Origin of the sequence: Curtobacterium sp. MCBD17_035, from assembly GCF_003234815.2 — a bacterium.
Lineage (GTDB): Bacteria > Actinomycetota > Actinomycetes > Actinomycetales > Microbacteriaceae > Curtobacterium.
Map to the genome: position 1 here is coordinate 2,916,907 of NZ_CP126279.1, position 15,703 is coordinate 2,932,609.

The 15,703-nt window shown below is 72.5% G+C and carries 13 protein-coding genes, 1 tRNA gene and 2 pseudogenes; 8 read left to right on the top strand and 8 right to left on the bottom strand.

The genetic code is table 11. The features are described from left to right. Positions 1 to 70 precede the first annotated feature (70 nt). From DEI93_RS13700 to galU, 6 genes are all read right to left on the bottom strand, one after another. Positions 71 to 1,108: an amidase domain-containing protein gene (locus tag DEI93_RS13700; RefSeq protein ID WP_111026253.1), complete on the bottom strand. Its 1,038-nt coding sequence runs from the start codon at positions 1,106 to 1,108 to the stop codon at positions 71 to 73. An 87-nt stretch (positions 1,109 to 1,195) separates the two neighbouring features. Next, the gene (locus tag DEI93_RS13705) at positions 1,196 to 1,612 is read right to left on the bottom strand and encodes a VOC family protein (RefSeq protein WP_111119923.1); all 417 of its coding nucleotides are present in this window, start codon (positions 1,610 to 1,612) and stop codon (positions 1,196 to 1,198) included. Positions 1,613 to 1,814: 202 nt separating this feature from the next. Beyond that, a tRNA-Ala gene (locus DEI93_RS13710) sits at positions 1,815 to 1,887 on the bottom strand. Between the two features lie 83 nt (positions 1,888 to 1,970). Then, on the bottom strand, positions 1,971 to 3,170 hold the full coding sequence (locus DEI93_RS13715) for a DUF3040 domain-containing protein (protein ID WP_146244418.1): 1,200 nt from the start codon (positions 3,168 to 3,170) through the stop codon (positions 1,971 to 1,973). Between the two features lie 93 nt (positions 3,171 to 3,263). Further along, positions 3,264 to 3,923, bottom strand: a complete 660-nt coding sequence (locus tag DEI93_RS13720) for a GNAT family N-acetyltransferase (protein WP_111010436.1) — start codon at positions 3,921 to 3,923, stop codon at positions 3,264 to 3,266. A 42-nt stretch (positions 3,924 to 3,965) separates the two neighbouring features. Further along, positions 3,966 to 4,856 (bottom strand): UTP--glucose-1-phosphate uridylyltransferase GalU, encoded by an 891-nt coding sequence (gene galU / locus DEI93_RS13725; RefSeq protein ID WP_111010437.1) that lies wholly within the window; start codon positions 4,854 to 4,856, stop codon positions 3,966 to 3,968. Between the two features lie 103 nt (positions 4,857 to 4,959). Here galU and DEI93_RS13730 point away from each other — a divergent pair, with 103 nt between their 5' ends. Then, a complete protein-coding gene (locus DEI93_RS13730; RefSeq protein WP_111010538.1) occupies positions 4,960 to 5,550 on the top strand; it encodes a 5-formyltetrahydrofolate cyclo-ligase in 591 nt (196 codons plus the stop codon). Further along, positions 5,441 to 5,692 (top strand): annotated as a pseudogene (locus tag DEI93_RS16490) (FmdB family zinc ribbon protein); the annotation flags it as partial. The gene DEI93_RS13730 and the pseudogene DEI93_RS16490, both read left to right, overlap by 110 nt. 14 nt (positions 5,693 to 5,706) lie before the next feature. Here the strand turns inward: DEI93_RS16490 and DEI93_RS16495 are convergent. Further along, positions 5,707 to 5,859 carry a hypothetical protein gene (locus tag DEI93_RS16495; RefSeq protein ID WP_309146571.1) on the bottom strand — a complete coding sequence of 51 codons (153 nt, stop codon included), beginning with the start codon at positions 5,857 to 5,859 and terminating at the stop codon, positions 5,707 to 5,709. 146 nt (positions 5,860 to 6,005) lie between these two features. Between DEI93_RS16495 and mscL the strand changes: the two genes are divergently transcribed. Continuing rightward, positions 6,006 to 6,503, top strand: a complete 498-nt coding sequence (mscL, locus tag DEI93_RS13740) for a large conductance mechanosensitive channel protein MscL (RefSeq protein WP_111010439.1) — start codon at positions 6,006 to 6,008, stop codon at positions 6,501 to 6,503. A 106-nt stretch (positions 6,504 to 6,609) separates the two neighbouring features. Further along, positions 6,610 to 7,203, top strand: a complete 594-nt coding sequence (locus DEI93_RS13745; RefSeq protein WP_111013153.1) for a CDP-alcohol phosphatidyltransferase family protein — start codon at positions 6,610 to 6,612, stop codon at positions 7,201 to 7,203. Positions 7,204 to 7,881: 678 nt separating this feature from the next. On the opposite strand, the gene DEI93_RS13750 is transcribed toward DEI93_RS13745, so the two are convergent. Further along, complete coding sequence (locus DEI93_RS13750) at positions 7,882 to 11,646, bottom strand: AAA family ATPase (RefSeq protein WP_375334768.1); 3,765 nt, start codon at positions 11,644 to 11,646, stop codon at positions 7,882 to 7,884. Between the two features lie 140 nt (positions 11,647 to 11,786). Here DEI93_RS13750 and DEI93_RS13755 point away from each other — a divergent pair, with 140 nt between their 5' ends. From DEI93_RS13755 to DEI93_RS13770, 4 genes and pseudogenes are all read left to right on the top strand, one after another. Continuing rightward, positions 11,787 to 12,650 (top strand): HpcH/HpaI aldolase/citrate lyase family protein, encoded by an 864-nt coding sequence (locus DEI93_RS13755; RefSeq protein ID WP_111036696.1) that lies wholly within the window; start codon positions 11,787 to 11,789, stop codon positions 12,648 to 12,650. Then, positions 12,626 to 13,159 (top strand): annotated as a pseudogene (locus DEI93_RS13760) (DUF6264 family protein); the annotation flags it as partial. The gene DEI93_RS13755 and the pseudogene DEI93_RS13760, both read left to right, overlap by 25 nt. 46 nt (positions 13,160 to 13,205) lie before the next feature. Continuing rightward, on the top strand, positions 13,206 to 13,751 hold the full coding sequence (soxR, locus tag DEI93_RS13765; RefSeq protein ID WP_111010444.1) for a redox-sensitive transcriptional activator SoxR: 546 nt from the start codon (positions 13,206 to 13,208) through the stop codon (positions 13,749 to 13,751). Beyond that, positions 13,748 to 15,595 carry a gamma-glutamyltransferase family protein gene (locus DEI93_RS13770; RefSeq protein WP_258372253.1) on the top strand — a complete coding sequence of 616 codons (1,848 nt, stop codon included), beginning with the start codon at positions 13,748 to 13,750 and terminating at the stop codon, positions 15,593 to 15,595. Before soxR ends, DEI93_RS13770 begins: the two co-directional genes overlap by 4 nt. Positions 15,596 to 15,703: the final 108 nt, after the last annotated feature.

A 15,703-nucleotide genomic window follows, 5' to 3' on the forward strand; every position in this document is an offset into this window, starting at 1 on the left:
CCCCGTTGTGGTGCGGCGCGTTCGCCCCCCTGTGCCGATGCGCCGACCCGCTTCGGCGGCCAGCGCTCCCCTATGCGTCGAAGGTGTGGAACCAGGCCGTGCCACCGGGGTGCTGCACGGTGAGCATCTCGTCGAGGTCGCGGTAGGGGCCGTCCTCGTTGTGGCTCGCCGACTTGATGAGCACCGTGCCGTCGGCCTGCGGGAACACCTCGGACACGATCGTCGTGTGGTCCGGTGACCCGTTGCCGTTCCAGTCCCACATGACGATGTCACCGACCCCGACCTTCGCGCGCTCGTCCAGCGTGCGCCGGGTGAGCCCGAAGGCGGCGGCGTTCGTCTGCAACCACGGGTCGAGCGACGGGCAGTAGGTCCAGGTGGCGGAGTGCTCGGCCCCGGCGTCGTGGTTGTACCAGTCGTCGCGCTGCTGCCACCCGCGGGCGACGAGCGTCTGGCTGACGAAGTTCGCGCAGTCGCCGCCGATCGCGTTCATGTTGCCGTACTCCGCCAGGTTGTAGTTCGACCAGTGCGCCATCGCGTACTGGAGCTGACGGTCGACGGCGGTCAGCGCGGCGTACGTCAGCGTCGTCGTGGCGACGGGCGTTCCCGCGGTGGCTGCGGTGGGCGTCGGAGTCGAGGTCGCGCCGCTCGTGGCGGTGTCCCCGCTCACGCCGTCGTTGCTCGTGCTGCCGTTGCCGTCCGACGTCGTCACGTTCGCCGACGGCACCGGCTCCACCGCACGGGTGAACAGCGCCACCTCCGCGTGTCCCGGGGCGTAGGAGGCCTGGTGCGGAGCCGTGAAGGTCACCCGCTCGTCCGTCGCGTGGACGTCCCGTGCCGCGAGCCCCCCGACCGTCACGCCCGCGACCCGCGCCAGCCCGGACCCCGTGACGGTCACGGTCACCCCGCCGGCCAAGGGCACCTGCGCCGGCGACAGCGCCCGTGCGACCGGGTGCACCGCGCCCGTCGACGCGCTGCCCGTCGTGGGTCCGTGCGTCGCGGACCCCGAGGACCGGTCGTCCGCCGTGCACGCCGCGAGCGCCAGGCCGACACCGGCGACACCCGCCAGCGAGAACAGGGAACGTCGGGTGAGCGCGGCGGGAGCAGTCATCGTCCGGACAGGGTAAGCGATACGTCCGAGGATGCGCCGGTGGCCCACCGTTCCCGAGATCTGGAACCCCGAGACGACCGGCGCCGCTCAGGACCGCGAACCGGTGACGTTCACCAGCCAGGTGACGCCGAAGCGGTCGCTCAGCATCCCGAACTCGTCGCCCCACGGGGCGGCGGTCAACGGCGCGATGATCGTCGCCCCGTCGGCCAGACCGTCCCAGTAGCCGTGGATCTCCTGCCCGTCGTCGCCGCTCAGCGAGATGCTGATGCGGGACCCTGTCGGGGCCTCCATGCCGTTCGGCGTGTCCGAGGCCATGAGCAGGAGGCCGTGCGGGGTCACCAGGACGCTGTGCATCACCTTGTCCTGCTCGGTCGGGTCCTCACTCGCGTGCATCTCGCCGAACGTCGACAGCGTCAGGTCGCCGCCGAAGACGTCGCGGTAGAACTCCATCGCCTGGCGGGCCTCGTCACGGAAACCGATGTAGGGGTTGAGTGCGGTGGGCATCGTCGCTCCTCGCGTGCTGGCTGTGGAGCGGCGTGCGCCCCGTCGCGGTGCGCCCATGGTGCCAGAGGCCGCTGCGCACCACCACCATCGCCCGCAGCGCAGAACGAGCATGCCGAGACGACAGGTGCAGAACGACCACCCGCCGAGACGGCGAGAGGCCCGGATCCTGGTGGACCCGGGCCTCTCGCCGTGCGGTTCTCGGTGGAGCTAAGGGGATTCGAACCCCTGACCTTCTCATTGCGAACGAGACGCGCTACCAACTGCGCCATAGCCCCGAGTGCCCAGCAAGACTAGCACCGCAGCAGGCTCGATCCGAAATCGAGCCCGGCACGACATCGGTCCGGCTGGGCGACCGCGTTCAGACCGCGCGGCGGCGCCGGAGGACCGCGTCGAGGTCCGTGCGCTCCCACGAGTCCTCGTCGATGATCCCCATACCCGCGTACTTGCTCGGCGGTGCCGACGGTGCAGCCGGTTCCGGCCGACGGTCGTCCGCGGTCCGGGTGGCGGCGGTCGGGCCTCCCGGCTGTGGTCCACCAGCGGGCCCGTCCGCGGCGGGAGCGCGCAGCCCCATCCGCTCGGCCAGGGTCGTCGGCGTCGCCTGGTCGTGCTCGGCGAGCGCGGCCGCAGCGGCCTCGACATCGGATCGGATCGGCGTGACCCGAGCGAGGTCGGGGTCGGTCGCGCCCGCGGCCACGGCAGCTGCCTCTGCTCGGCGTCGCGCTGCTTCCGCGTCCGCGGCCGCAGCGGCCTCGGCGACACGCTCGCGGAGGCGTGCGGCGAGCGCCGCCGACGACTCCTCGGCTGCCTGGCGGGCTTCCGCACGGGCGCGCTCCACGTCGGGTCGCGACACGTAGAGCGGCTTGGGGACCTCCACGGGCGTCCAGCTCCGGTCCTCGGCGGCCGGTGCGGTCTCCGCTGTGCCAACGGCGGTGTCGATCGGAGCGGCGTTCCGTGTCCGTGCGGACCGGGCGCGCGGTGCGGGTGCCCGGGTCGCCGCGGCGACCCCGGCGGCACGGCGCATCCGGGCACGGCCGACGGCGGCGAGCTGCGCGAGGACCGCCACCGCCCCCACGACCACGAGCGCGGCGGCGAGCGCCATGAGCCACATCGCCGGTGCGGCGACGAGCGTCACCACGGTGACCACGAGCCCGACGAAGCCGATGAGCGTCGCCCCCAGTCGAGAACGACGCATGCGGCGGGCAGTCAGCGCCGGCGACGCGGCGACCCGCTCGAGCTCGGGCTCCTGCTCCGCCAGGCGTCGCGTGATCTCACGCTGGCGTGCGGCCTCGTGTGCTCGGACGATGGCGCGGCGGCGGGCTTCTTCGCTCGCGGCCACACGCTGGGCCTCTGCCAGGGATCGGGCGTTCATCTCGATGCGGACCTCGTCCGGGAGTTCGGCGGTCTGTGCGAGGATCCGGAGCGTCTGCTGCAGACGCACCGCGTTGCGCTCCGTGGCGAGGTACTGCCGACGCGCGTGCCACGAGGGCATGAGGTAGACGAGCCACAGCACCGCCGCGATGAGGAGGACGATGCCTCCGCTCCAGGACCCGATGCTCACGGGGAACACGGTATGGGCGGGCCGCGCGCCGATCGGTCATTGCGCGTCGCGTGTTGAGCGAGTCGCGCCGGATTCGGGTTGTGGAGGACGAGTTCAGCCGCGGCGCGAGGTCGCGATCGGCATCGCGGCCTCCTCGCGGGCCTGGTCGGGCACGCTGCCCTGACCTGCGGGCACGGCGCCGCGCACCCAGCGGTCGAGGACGCCCTCGCGGACCTCCTCGGCCACGAGCGCGAAGCAGAAGTGGTCGCGCCAGTCACCGTTGATGTGGATGTACCGGCGTCGCAGCCCCTCGTACCGGAACCCGAGCTTCTCGACGACCCGGAGCGAGGGCGCGTTCTCCGGACGGATGCAGATCTCCACCCGGTGGATCCCGACGGAACGGAAGCAGTGGTCGGTCGCGAGCGCGACGGCGGTCGGGGTCACGTTGTGCCCCGCGGCGCTCTCGACCACCCAGTAACCGATCGACGCACTGGCGAGCGAGCCGTAGCTGATGCCCGACACGTTGAGCTGTCCGACGAACCGGCCGTCGAGCTCCATGGCGAAGGGCAGGCCGAGCCCTGCACGCGCGTTCGCCTGCAGGGCCCGGATGCTCCCCCGGACGTCCGCCGACACGAGTCCCGACGGGTTCGTGGCCTCCCAGGTCCGCAACCAGCTCCGGTTCATCGACAGGGCCATGTCGAGGTCACGGGTGTCACGGAGGCGCAGCGGGCGGATGGTGATCCGACCGTGCGTCAGGGTGGGGATGGTCGTCATCGGGGGATCGCGTTCCTGGTTCGGGTGTCCCGGACGGGACGGCTACTCGCCCGCGTTGAACTCCTTGAGCCATTCCTTGAGCTCGGGGCCGAGGTCGTCGCGGTCGGAGGCGAGCTGGACGATCGCCTTGATGTAGTCGAGTTTGTCACCCGTGTCGTACCGGCGTCCACGGAACACGACGCCGTACACGCCACCCGTCCACTCCTCGGCGCCGGCCATCTTCATGAGCGCGTCCGTGAGCTGGATCTCGCCGCCCTTGCCCGGCTCCTGCTTCTCGAGGACGTCGAACACCTCGGGGCGGATCACGTAGCGACCGATGATCGCGAGGTTGGAGGGGGCCTCCCCCTGGGCGGGCTTCTCGACGAGACCGGTGATCTTGACGACGTCGTCCTCGTCGGTCTCCTCGACGGTCGCGATGCCGTACATGTGGGTCTGGGACGCCGGGACCTCGAGCAGGGCGACGACGGTCGCGTTCTTCTCGTCCTGCACCTCGATCATGCGCTTGAGCAGCGGATCACGAGCGTCGATGATGTCGTCGCCGAGGAGCACGGCGAACGGCTCGCGGCCGACGTGCATCTTGGCGCGGAGCACGGCGTGGCCGAGGCCCAGCGGGTCGCCCTGGCGCACGTAGTGCATGTCGGCGAGGTCCGTCGACTGGTTCACCTTGGCGAGCTTGTCGTGGTCGCCCTTCTTGCGGAGGGTCTCCTCGAGCTCCGACACGTGGTCGAAGTGGTTCTCGAGCGCGTTCTTGTTGCGACCGGTGATCATGAGGACGTCATGGAGGCCCGCGTCGACGGCTTCCTCGACCACGTACTGGATCGCGGGCTTGTCGACGACCGGGAGCATCTCCTTCGGCATCGCCTTGGTCGCGGGGAGGAACCGCGTCCCCAGCCCTGCGGCCGGGATCACTGCTTTGGAAATCTGGAAACCCATGGCGACGAGCGTATCCGCTGCCCCCATGACGCGGGCGTTAACGGACGGGGGACCGCGTGGAGGACACATGGCCACGCGGGGACGAGCCGTTAAGCTCGTGGCCATGAGCGCCGAGAGCGACATCGGGAACGCCAAACGAGCCCTCCGTGCCGAGCTGCGGCAACGTCGCCGCATGCACACCGCGTCGGAGCGGAGCGCGTTCACCACGGACCTCACCGCCACGCTCCAGCGCTTCGTGGAGGAGCGGGCGATCTCCTCGCTGTCGGCCTACCTCCCGTCGTCCGACGAGCCCAACGTCCGCCCGTTCCTCAACTGGGCGTTCGACGCGGGCATCCGCACGCTGTTCCCGATCGCCCGGGACGACGGCCTGCTGGACTGGGCCGTGGGTGACGGCGAGACCGAGCACCAGGGTCTGGCGGGCGTCCCCGAGGTCGTCGGCGAGGTGCTCTCGCCGATCGCGATCAACGACGTCGACGTCATCCTCGCGCCCGCGGCCGCCGTGGACCGAGCCGGCATGCGGATGGGCTGGGGGCGCGGCTACTACGACAAGACCCTCGGATCCATGGCCAAGCGTCCGCCCGTCTATGCTGTGGTGTTCGACGCGGAGTACGTGGACGAGGTCCCTCGCGAGCGCCACGACCAGCCCGTCGACGGCATCATCACCCCATCGCGCATCCTCACCTTCCGGAGCTGACGTGCCCACCTACTCCTACCGCTGCACCGAGTGCGGTACCGCCTTCGACGTCAAGCAGTCCTTCTCGGACGCCGCCCTGACCGAGTGCCCGACCTGCGGCGGCGTGCTCCGCAAGGTGTTCAGCCCCGTCGGAGTGAAGTTCAACGGGTCCGGCTTCTACCGCACGGACTCCCGGTCGTCGTCCGGGGCGTCGGGGACGAAGTCCGAGTCCGGTGGCGGATCGACGCCGAGCGAGTCGTCGTCGTCGAGTTCGACCTCGTCGAGTTCATCCGGTTCGACCTCGTCGAGTTCATCCGGTTCGTCCTCCACAGGCTCGTCCTCACCGTCGTCGTCCTCATCCGGGAGCTCCAGCGCGGCCTGAGTCGTGCTCCGTCGGTAGCGTGATCCGTGCCGGTCGACTGGACGCCCGGCCGGTCCCCGTGGCGCGGGCCGACACCTGGACACGAGGGGGTCCCGTGAAGGGCTTCAGGGAGTTCCTGCTCCGCGGCAACGTCATCGACCTCGCAGTCGCCGTCGTCATCGGCGCCGCGTTCACCGCGATCGTCAACACGATCGTCACGGCGGTGATCAACCCGGCGGTCGGGGCGCTGTTCAACGCGTCGAGCCTCGAGCACACCTGGGTCCTCACGATCCCCGGAGTCGGCGGGGCGCACGCCGAGCTCCACTTCGGTTCCGTGCTCGGTGCCGTGATCCAGTTCGTCATCGTGGCCGCGGTCGTCTACTTCGCGCTCGTGCTGCCGGTCAACCGCCTGAGGAAGCTCGCGTTCAAGCGCGTCGAGAACGACGTCGAGCAGCCGCCGGCGGACGTCCCGCCGACCGATGTCGAGGTCCTCCTCGAGATCCGCGACCTGCTCCGACAGCAGCAGGGGATCACCGGTCAGGCCGCGGGCGCGCACGTCGCCCCCACCGACGCGCCCACGGGACCGGGCATCAGCGGCACGACGAAGCTCTGAGACCCGGCCGATCGCTCGCCACTCAGGCGCCGGAGGCACCGCCGCTATCCTGAGTGGATGGGCGACCGGCGGGTTCGCCACGACGGCGAACGAGAGGCCCGACGCCATGGCGGACACCAGTGGGAGGCGAGCCCGTCCGGACTGGCAGACCTGGCCGAACCTGCTGACGCTCGTCCGGTTCGTCCTCATCCCCGTGTACGTCGGACTGGTCGTCGCGGGACACCCCGGGTGGGGCCTCGTGTCGCTGGTCGGACTCGGGGTCACCGACTGGGCGGACGGCTTCATCGCCCGCCGATTCCACCAGGAGTCCGCACTCGGCAAGGCGCTGGATCCCGTGGCGGACCGCTTGTCGATCGTCGCGATCGTGTTGTCGCTGGTCCTCGTCGGGCTCTTGCCGTGGGTCGTCGTCGCCGTGGTGGTGGTCGTGGACCTGGTGCTCGTCGCGATGTCGAGCGCGTTGTTCCGCGGGTCGCCAGACCTCGACGTGACCTGGACGGGCAAGATCCGCTCGGCGCTGCTGTTCGTCGGGCTGCCCGTGCTGCTGTTCTCGTCGACGTCGGTCGCCGAACACCTCACGTGGGTGCGCGTCGTCGCCCTCGTGTGCATCGTCCTCGGCACGGTCGGGCACGTGCTCGCCGGCGCACAGTACGCCGCTGCCATGGTGCGGAAGCGCCGCGGCGACGCCGTCCCCGCTCGCTGACGTCGGCACCGCACGGACGGCAGTCTCCTCGCTGACCTCGCGCTGCCGAGCGCTGCCACGCTTCCCCGATCGACGCGTCGCCCCTGGGTACCTGAGCCGCACAGTTCCATCCCCCGACTTCCGCCGCCGACACGACCGTTGTCGGGCGACGCGTTGAACGTCGTCCCGGTCCGACGGGGGCCGTGCGAGGGCGGAACAGGGAGGCGGCAGGGCTCACGGGAGGCGGGAGGGCCGCCTCAGCCCCAGTGCGGCGGCCGATCGCCCAGCAGCCGCGCGTCGTTCTCCCCCGCGCCGTGCCGCTCCGGCTCGGGCGCGGGGTTCGGGTCCGTCCCCGGCGCCGGAGCGGTCGTGACCCGGCGGCGGCGAGTGGGGCCTCCCGGCCGTCGGTCACGAGTGGCCGTGGCGCCGTCAGACGTGCGGTCCTGTGCGCCCGTCGTCCGCCCGGCGGATGGGTCGCCCGCGGGACCAACGGCGGACGAGTCGCCCGCGGGACCAACGGCGGACGAGTCGCCCGCGGGGCCAGCGGCGACGGCCTCCGCCCCCGTGGCGGAACGGACGTCGGCGTGGGCCGCCCAGCTCCCGCGGAGCTGTTCCGTCCCTGGGGTGACCGGTCCGGCCGGTCGGGAGGCGCGCCTCCCGGTCATCGGGACCAGCCGGCGGCCGCTGGCCAGCCCGCGGTCACTGCCGGGCCGGGACCGGCGGGATCGCGATCTCCTGCGTCGCACCACGGTCCACGCCGAGCACCTGGGCGACGGTCGTGGCGACGCGGTCCGGGTCGGAGAAGAGCTGGAAGGCGTGGACGCGCACGTAGTGCCAGCCGAGCCGTCGGAGCACCTCGGGCCGGAGGCGCAGCGACTCGCGCAGGGAGCCCTTGGCGAGCGACGCGTCGGTCTCGATCGTCACGCAGACCCCGCCGTGCGCGGCGACGAGGCCGAGCTTGCCGCGGTGTCCGAGCGCCACGGGGATGCCGCGCATCTCGAGCCGGCGGGCGAGGTCGACGAGCAGCGGGTCGCTGTCGTCGGGCACGTACTCCATGCTCGTGCGGGCCCGGACCTCCGCGAGGATCTCGGCGAGCGCGACGGTGCCGTGACCCATGCGCTCGGCCTCGATGTCGGACGGCTGGAAGCACGTGACGATGATCATCGACCGGCGGGCGCGGGTCATCGCGACGGCGAGCAGGCGTTCGCCGCCGGGCTTGCCGAGCGGACCGAAGTCGCGGAGGACGCGGCCGTGGGGCGTGCGGCCGTAGCCGATCGAGAACACGACGCGGTCGCGGCTCTGGGCGACGGACTGCTCGAGCGTCGCCACCATGAACGGCTCGGGGCGGTCGCCGATCACGAACTCGGTGAGGTCCTTGTGGCCCTGCACGGCGGCGAGGACGGCCTGCTCGACACGAACGGCGTGCTTGGCGGACGCCGTGATGACCATGAGCGACTCGGTCGGCCGGTTCTTGGCGTGGTCGAGGACGAGCCGCACGACACGGTCGACCTCGGCGTCGACGCTCTCGACGGCGCCGGACTCGGGGTCCGGCACGGCCTTGCCCTCGGCGACGTAGTCGATCGCGATCGAGCCGTGGCCGAGGAACGAACCCGCCCACGGCAGGGACTCGATGCGGCCCCCGTAGAAGCGCCGGTTCACGAGCTCCGCGAGGTCCTCGCCGCCGGCGCGGTACGAGCGCGTGAGCGACAGGGTCGGCAGGAGCGTCGAGAGCTTCGCCAGCGCGGAGTCGGCGTGCAGCGAGTCGAGCGTCTGCTCGTCGACGCGGAGCGCCCGGTGGTCCGGGTCGACCGCGATACGGAACGGGGACGGCGTCTGGGTGACCGGGTCGCCGAAGACCACGGTCTGCTTGGCGCGGCGGATCGCCCCGACGGTCTCGGCGATCGTCACGGCACCGGCGTCGACGAGGATCACGGTGTCGAACGGCATCGTGTCCGCGATCTGCGGGACCTCGTACGGCGACGCGAGCCACACGGGTGCGATGGCGCGGGACAGGTGCGGTGCGGAGTCCTGCAGCAGTCGCGACGTGATCGCGGGCTGCCGGAGCTGCGCCTTGAGCTGCGCGGCCTCGTCCGGCCAGTCGACCAGGCCGACCTTCCAGTTCTCGGCGAGCTGCCACGCCAGGCCCTGGGACACCCCGGCGGCGTGGGCGTCGTCGACGAGCCGGAAGTCCGCCTCGACGCGGTCGAGCATGTCGGTGTTCGCCCCGAGCAGGGCGCGGTCGCCCTCGAGCAACATCTCGAGGCAGGACTGCCACCACGCGAGCTCGAGCTCGGCCGGCACCTGGGACTCGGGCACGTGGCGGTTCGCCAGGTCGGTGATGAGCGGCTCGAGCTGCAGGTCGCGCAGGGTCGTCATGAGCTCGGTGCGCTCCTGCAGGTTGTGCAGGACGTCGCTCTCGGCCGCGAGCTCGCCGATGTCCGCGACGAGCTGGTCGATCGGCAGGTTGGCGAGCTGCCGCTCACGGGACGTGTTGCCGAGCGGCTCGTCGAGACGCGCGAGGTCCTCGGCGACGTTCGAGTAGAGCACCTGGACGTCGGCGATGCCGGTGGGGATCTCCGGGGCGACGCCGGCCGCCACGTACCGCTGCCACAGGACCCGCTGCTGCTGGACCCGCGTCAGGGCCTCGTGCAGGTCGGACACGTGCACGCCCGGACGGACGTACTCGCGGGCGAGCTTCTTGAGGCGGCGGCGGTTCGTCGCCGACATCGGGGCACCCTCACCACGCGGGGCCGTCGCCGCGACGAGCTCGGACACGGAGCGATCGAACACGACGGGCAGGAAGCGGTCGAGGGTGTCGCGGATCTCGGTGAGGAGCCGCAGGTACACGCCGAGTTCGCCGATCGTCGTGAACGGCCGCATGTGGGTCGAGCCGATGAGGTCGTTCGCGCGCTGCAGCAGCGTCGGCAGCTCGGTGGCGTGCAGGCCCTGCGCGGTCTGGTGCGCCTTGTGCGCGGCGGCGCTGGACGCGAACCGGGCGCCGTACCAGGGCGAGTCGTCCGGCCCGTACTTGAACTCGCCGAGGTTCGCGGCACTCACCATCGTCTCGGCGACGCGCGCGCGACCGTCGACCATGGCCTCCACGGACGACCGCGACAGGCGCGCGGTCGTGGCGGGCGGGACCGGGAGGAGCGACAGGCGGGACAGCTCGACCAGACAGTCGAGCACGGAGACACCGAACGCCGGGTCGACGCGGCCGAGTGCGCCGCGGTAGTCGAGCAGGACCTTGCGGAGTCGGACGAGCGCGTCGTCGACCTCGCGGAGGTTCGGCTTCGTCGACTTCTCGTTGCGGCCGATCGCGCGGATGAGGTCGCGCCGGAGGGTCGCGGGGGTGACGGCGACGCCGGGCAGCTGGACCTCGACGAACCGGCTGGCGATGCCGCGCAGGGTCGCGCGCCGCGGGCTGACGACGAGCACGCGCTTGTTCGCGGCGACGAGGCCACCGAGGGCGTTGACGATGGTCTGGGTGCCACCCGTGCCGGGCAGGGTCTTGACCACGATGGAGTTGCCCGCCGTGATCTGCGCGATCACGTTCTCCTGCTCGTCGTCGGCGTCGAGCAGGAGCGTGTCGGTCTCGGGGCTGCGCTCGTCGGACGGCGTCTGCTCGACCGGCCGGTAGGACTGCTCGACCTGCCACTTGGCGCTCGGGTTGCCGGCGAGGGCGTCGAGCACCGGGTGCGAGAGGTCGCGGGTGTCCTCGACCATGCTCGACGCGACCTCGGCGAACGTCGACACGACGAGGCGCGGGTGGACGCTGAAGTGCGGCAGGTGCGCGGTGAGGCCGCGGAGGCGGTCGATGACCGGGTTCGGCGTGAACGAGCCGTCCTGCTGGGCGAGCGCGACGAAGGCCTCCGCGTCGAGCACGATCCCGAACTGGTCGCGCAGGGCGTCGGCGAGCGCCGGGTTGAGGACGGGCTGGCCGAGCAGTCGGACCTCGAAGTCACGCCCGTGGCGGCGGATGGCGAGCGGCCGGAGGAGGACCGGCCCGCGGTGGTCGACGTCGGCGTGCCGCCAGTCCACCATGCCGATGCCGAGCTCGACCGCGTCGATCCCGCGCACCGTGGCGAGCTCGGTCCCCTTCTCCTCGACGAACCCCGCGGCGATGCGGGCGGCGCGGAACGCGACCTCGTCGCGGATGAGGCTCGACAGCAGGGTCGTCTTGCCGGTGATGAACTGTGCCAGGCCACCCGGGTGCGTCGTGCTGAGCTCGATGCGAGCCCGGGGGTGATCCGAGAAGTGGATGAGCGGGGACGTGCCACCGACACCGGAGAGCTGCTCGCGCCAGGCGTCCCACACGGGCTCGGCCGCGTTCCCTGCCGTGAGTCGCGGGTCCCCGAGGCTCAGCTGCTGTGGGCTCGTCACCTGCTCGGGCGCGCGCAGGTCATCGGCGCGGACGTCGTCATCCACGTCGTCCTCGCGCTCTGCAGTCCTGTCGACACGCCACACACCGATACTGTAGGCGGCCCGCCGAGCCCCGACGGTCAATGAACGCCGATTTCGACACATCCGAGCGTGATCACGCGGACCTCCACACGCAGCCCTCCGCGGCCCCTGGCGCGCGGGGGTGGGTGTGGTACCAACGACGCATGGCCATCGACGACCGTCCGCGCACCTCCACCTCCGAACGCCGTGCCGTCCCGGCCGAGATCAGCCGGTCCTGGCTCCTGGTCGCCGCGACCGCCGAGCACGGCTTCGACCGCGCCGCGCGGTCCCGGGCCGATCAGGTCGTGCTCGACATCGAGGACGCAGTCGACCCGAAGCGCAAGCCGGAGGCCCGCGCCACCGTCGCCGCGTGGCTCGCGGGCGGCGGATCGGCATGGGTGCGCATCAACGACGTCACGACGCCGTTCTGGGCGGACGACGTCGAGGCGCTCCGCGGCCTGCCCGGATTGCGGGGCGTGGTCCTCGCCAAGACGGAGGCCGCGGAACAGGTCACCGACACCTGGCACCGCCTCGGGGGCACCCACCCCGTGGTCGCGCTCGTCGAGTCGGCCCTCGGGATCGAGGAGTCCACGGCGATCGCCCGCGCGAAGGGCGCGTTCCGCCTGGCGTTCGGGAGCGGTGACTACCGCCGCGACACCGGTACCTCCGCCGACACCCTGGCCATGGCCTACCCGCGATCCCGGCTCGTGGTCGCGTCACGCGTCGGGGACCTGCCCGGCCCCATCGACGGCCCGACGGTCGGCACGAGTCACCCGATCCTCCGGGAGCAGGCGCAGGTCGCGGTGGCGCTCGGCCTCACCGGCAAGCTGTGCCTCGACACCGACCAGCTGCCCGTGATCAACGAGGTCATCTCGCCCACGCCGGCCGACGTCGCCTGGGCCCGCGACTTCCTCGACGACTTCGAGGCGCGCGACCGCGTGGTCCGGGACGGCAGCGACCTGCCCCGGCTCGGGCGCGCACAGAAGATCGAACGCCTCGCGCAGGCCTTCGGGGTGGAACCCCGATGACCGGGGGGACGGACGGCGGCGCGCCGGACGGCAGCCGGGCCTCCCGGCCGCACATGGAGACGCAGGCCGAACGGGAGGCCCGGATCGCGTGGGAGCAGGGCGGCACCTCGCTCATCCCACCGGTCGGGCGCATCGCCGACCGGGTGGTGACGGTCCTGTTGCTGGCCGCGACCGGCGTCATGACCATCGTGACCGCCGTGATCGCGCTCGTCGCGGTCCTGGCATCGGCACCGCGATGCCACCCCGCGAGCGGGTGCTCGACCGGAGCGCTCGTCGGCGGCGGCGCGCTCGCGGCCGGCGGTGCGTTCGTCGTCGGGGTCGCGGCGCTCGTCCTGGCGGTGTGGGCCTGGATCCGCCGGCGGAGCTCGTGGTGGATCGCCGCGATCGGCTTCGTGGTGGCCATCGGATGCGTCGTCGGCGGCGGGGTCCTGTCCGCGTCGGCACTCGGCGACCTCGGCGGCACGACCCCGGCCGGTGACTCTCCGTGGCCCGGCGGGAGCGGGACCTGACAACCCCCAGGACCGCGAGGGGCCGGATCGGTGCGACGATGAACGCGTGCCGACCGCGACCGACCTGCTGACCATCGGCGAGCTGTCGCGCCGGTCGGGGATCGCCCCGTCGGCCATCCGGTACTACGAGGAACGCGGTCTCGTGACGGCGGAACGGACGGCCGGCAACCAGCGACTGTTCCCGCGCCACACGCTCCGTCGGCTCGCGGTCCTCGCCGCCGGGCAGCGAGCCGGTCTGTCCCTCGCCGAGATCCGCGAGGCGTTCGACGCCCTGCCCGCAGACCGTGCCCCGAACCCGGCGGAGTGGACGGCGCTCTCACGACGATGGGCCGACGCGGTCGACACCCGGATCCGCGAGCTCGAGGCCCTCCGCGACGACCTCGACGGCTGCATCGGGTGCGGCTGTCTGTCGCTGACTCGCTGCGCCCTCGTCAACCCCGGGGACGGCGCCGCCCGCTCCGGCCCCGGTCCGCACCAGCTGCACGGAGTACGCACGGGGTCGCGGCTGCACGAGGCGCGCTCGGGCGGGGACACCGGCATCGTCGCCGACACGAACGCGGCACGGTTCGAACCGACCGAGCGGCCCGCATGACCAGGAAGGACCTCGTGACCTACACGACCCCACCCACGACCATGACCCGCCCCGACCTGCAGGGCACGCACGGCATGAGCGCCTCGACGCACTGGCTGGCCACGGCCTCGGCGCAGTCGGTACTCGAGCGCGGGGGCAACGCGTTCGACGCGGCCGTCGCCGGGGCCTTCGTGCTCCACGTCGTCGAGCCGCACCTCAACGGCCCGGGCGGCGACATGACCGCGGTGTTCGCCACCGCGGCGGACCCCACGCCCGTCGTGCTCATGGGGCAGGGCCCGGCTCCCGCCGGTGCGACCGTCGAGCACTACCGCGGCGAGGGTCTGGAACTCGTGCCGGGGTCGGGCGCCCTCGCGGCCGCCGTGCCCGCCGCCGTCGACGCGTGGCTGCTGCTCCTCCGGGACCACGGCACGTGGGACCTCGCCGACGTCCTGGCCTACGCCATCGGGTACGCGCGCGACGGCCACCCGGTCGCCGCTCGCGTCGCGGACACGATCGGCCGCGTCGCCGACCTGTTCACGGAGCACTGGCCGTCCTCCGCCGAGCGCTGGATGCCCGAGGGCCGGATCCCCGTCGCCGGCGAGGTCGTCCGGAACACCGCGTACGCAGACGTGCTCGCGCGGCTCGTCGCCGCCGGAGAGGGCTCGGCGGACCGGTCGGCACGGATTGACGCGGCCCGGGACGCCTGGGCGTCGGGGTTCGTCGCCGAGGCCGTCGAGCGGTTCGTCCGGACGCCGCACCGGCACTCGTCGGGCACCGACCACGCGGGCGTCATCACGGCTGCGGACATGGCCGGGTTCCGGGCCACGTACGAGCCCGCGGTGACGCTCGAGTTCCGCGGCCACACCATCGCGAAGACCGGCGCCTGGGGGCAGGGGCCCGCACTGCTGCAGACCCTCGCCATCCTCGAACCGCTCGACGACGCCCTGCTCGACCCGTCGACGGTGGAGGGCGCGCACACCATCGTCGAGGCGCAGAAGCTCGCCCTCGCCGACCGCGAGGCGTACTACGGCGACCACGACGTGCCGCTCGAGCGGCTCCTGTCCGCGGCCTACGCAGCCGAGCGACGCGCGCTCATCGGTGACCGGGCCTCCGCCGAGATCCGCCCGGGCGACGCCGGCGTGCCGGCCGGCGTCATGCCCCCGCTCCGCACCGAGTACCTGCCGCCGGCGCTCGACGAGCGCCCCGAGGGCGTCGGGGAACCCACCGTCGACTCGTTCGCCGGCGCGGAACCGCACGTCGGCCCCGACGGCCAGACGCGCGGCGACACGTGCCACATCGACGTCGTCGACCGCTGGGGCAACATCGTGTCGGCCACCCCGTCCGGCGGATGGCTCCAGTCCTCGCCGACGATCCCCGAGCTCGGCTTCTGCCTCGGCACGCGGTTGCAGATGACCTGGCTCGAGGAGGGCACCGCCTCGACGCTCCGCCCCGGGCTGCGTCCGCGCACGACGCTCACCCCGACGCTCGTGCTCCGCGACGGCGAGCCCGTCGTCGCGCTCGGCTCCCCCGGCGGTGACCAGCAGGACCAGTGGCAGCTGCTCTACCTGCTCCGGACGATCGTCGGCGGCTGGTCGCCGCAGCAGGCGATCGACGCCCCGGCGCTGCACACGACCTCGTTCCCGGGGTCGTTCTGGCCGCGCACGTGGGAGCCCGCGGGGATCGTCGTCGAGGACCGGATCGGGGACGACGTCATCGCCGGCCTGGAGGCCCGGGGACACGTCGTCACGCGCGCCGGCGGTTGGACCCTCGGTCGCCTCTCGAGCGTCGGCCGCGACCCGCGGACCGGTGTCCTGTCGGCCGCCGCGAACCCGCGGGGCGAGCAGGCGTACGCCGCGGGGCGCTGAAGGTCTGCTCGTCGCCGGCCGCGTTCCCGCTGACCGCTGATCCCTCCACCGGGGCCGGGAAGCTGTCGACATCCACAGGGAGGCCTCGCGGGGAACCGGCTCGGTGCG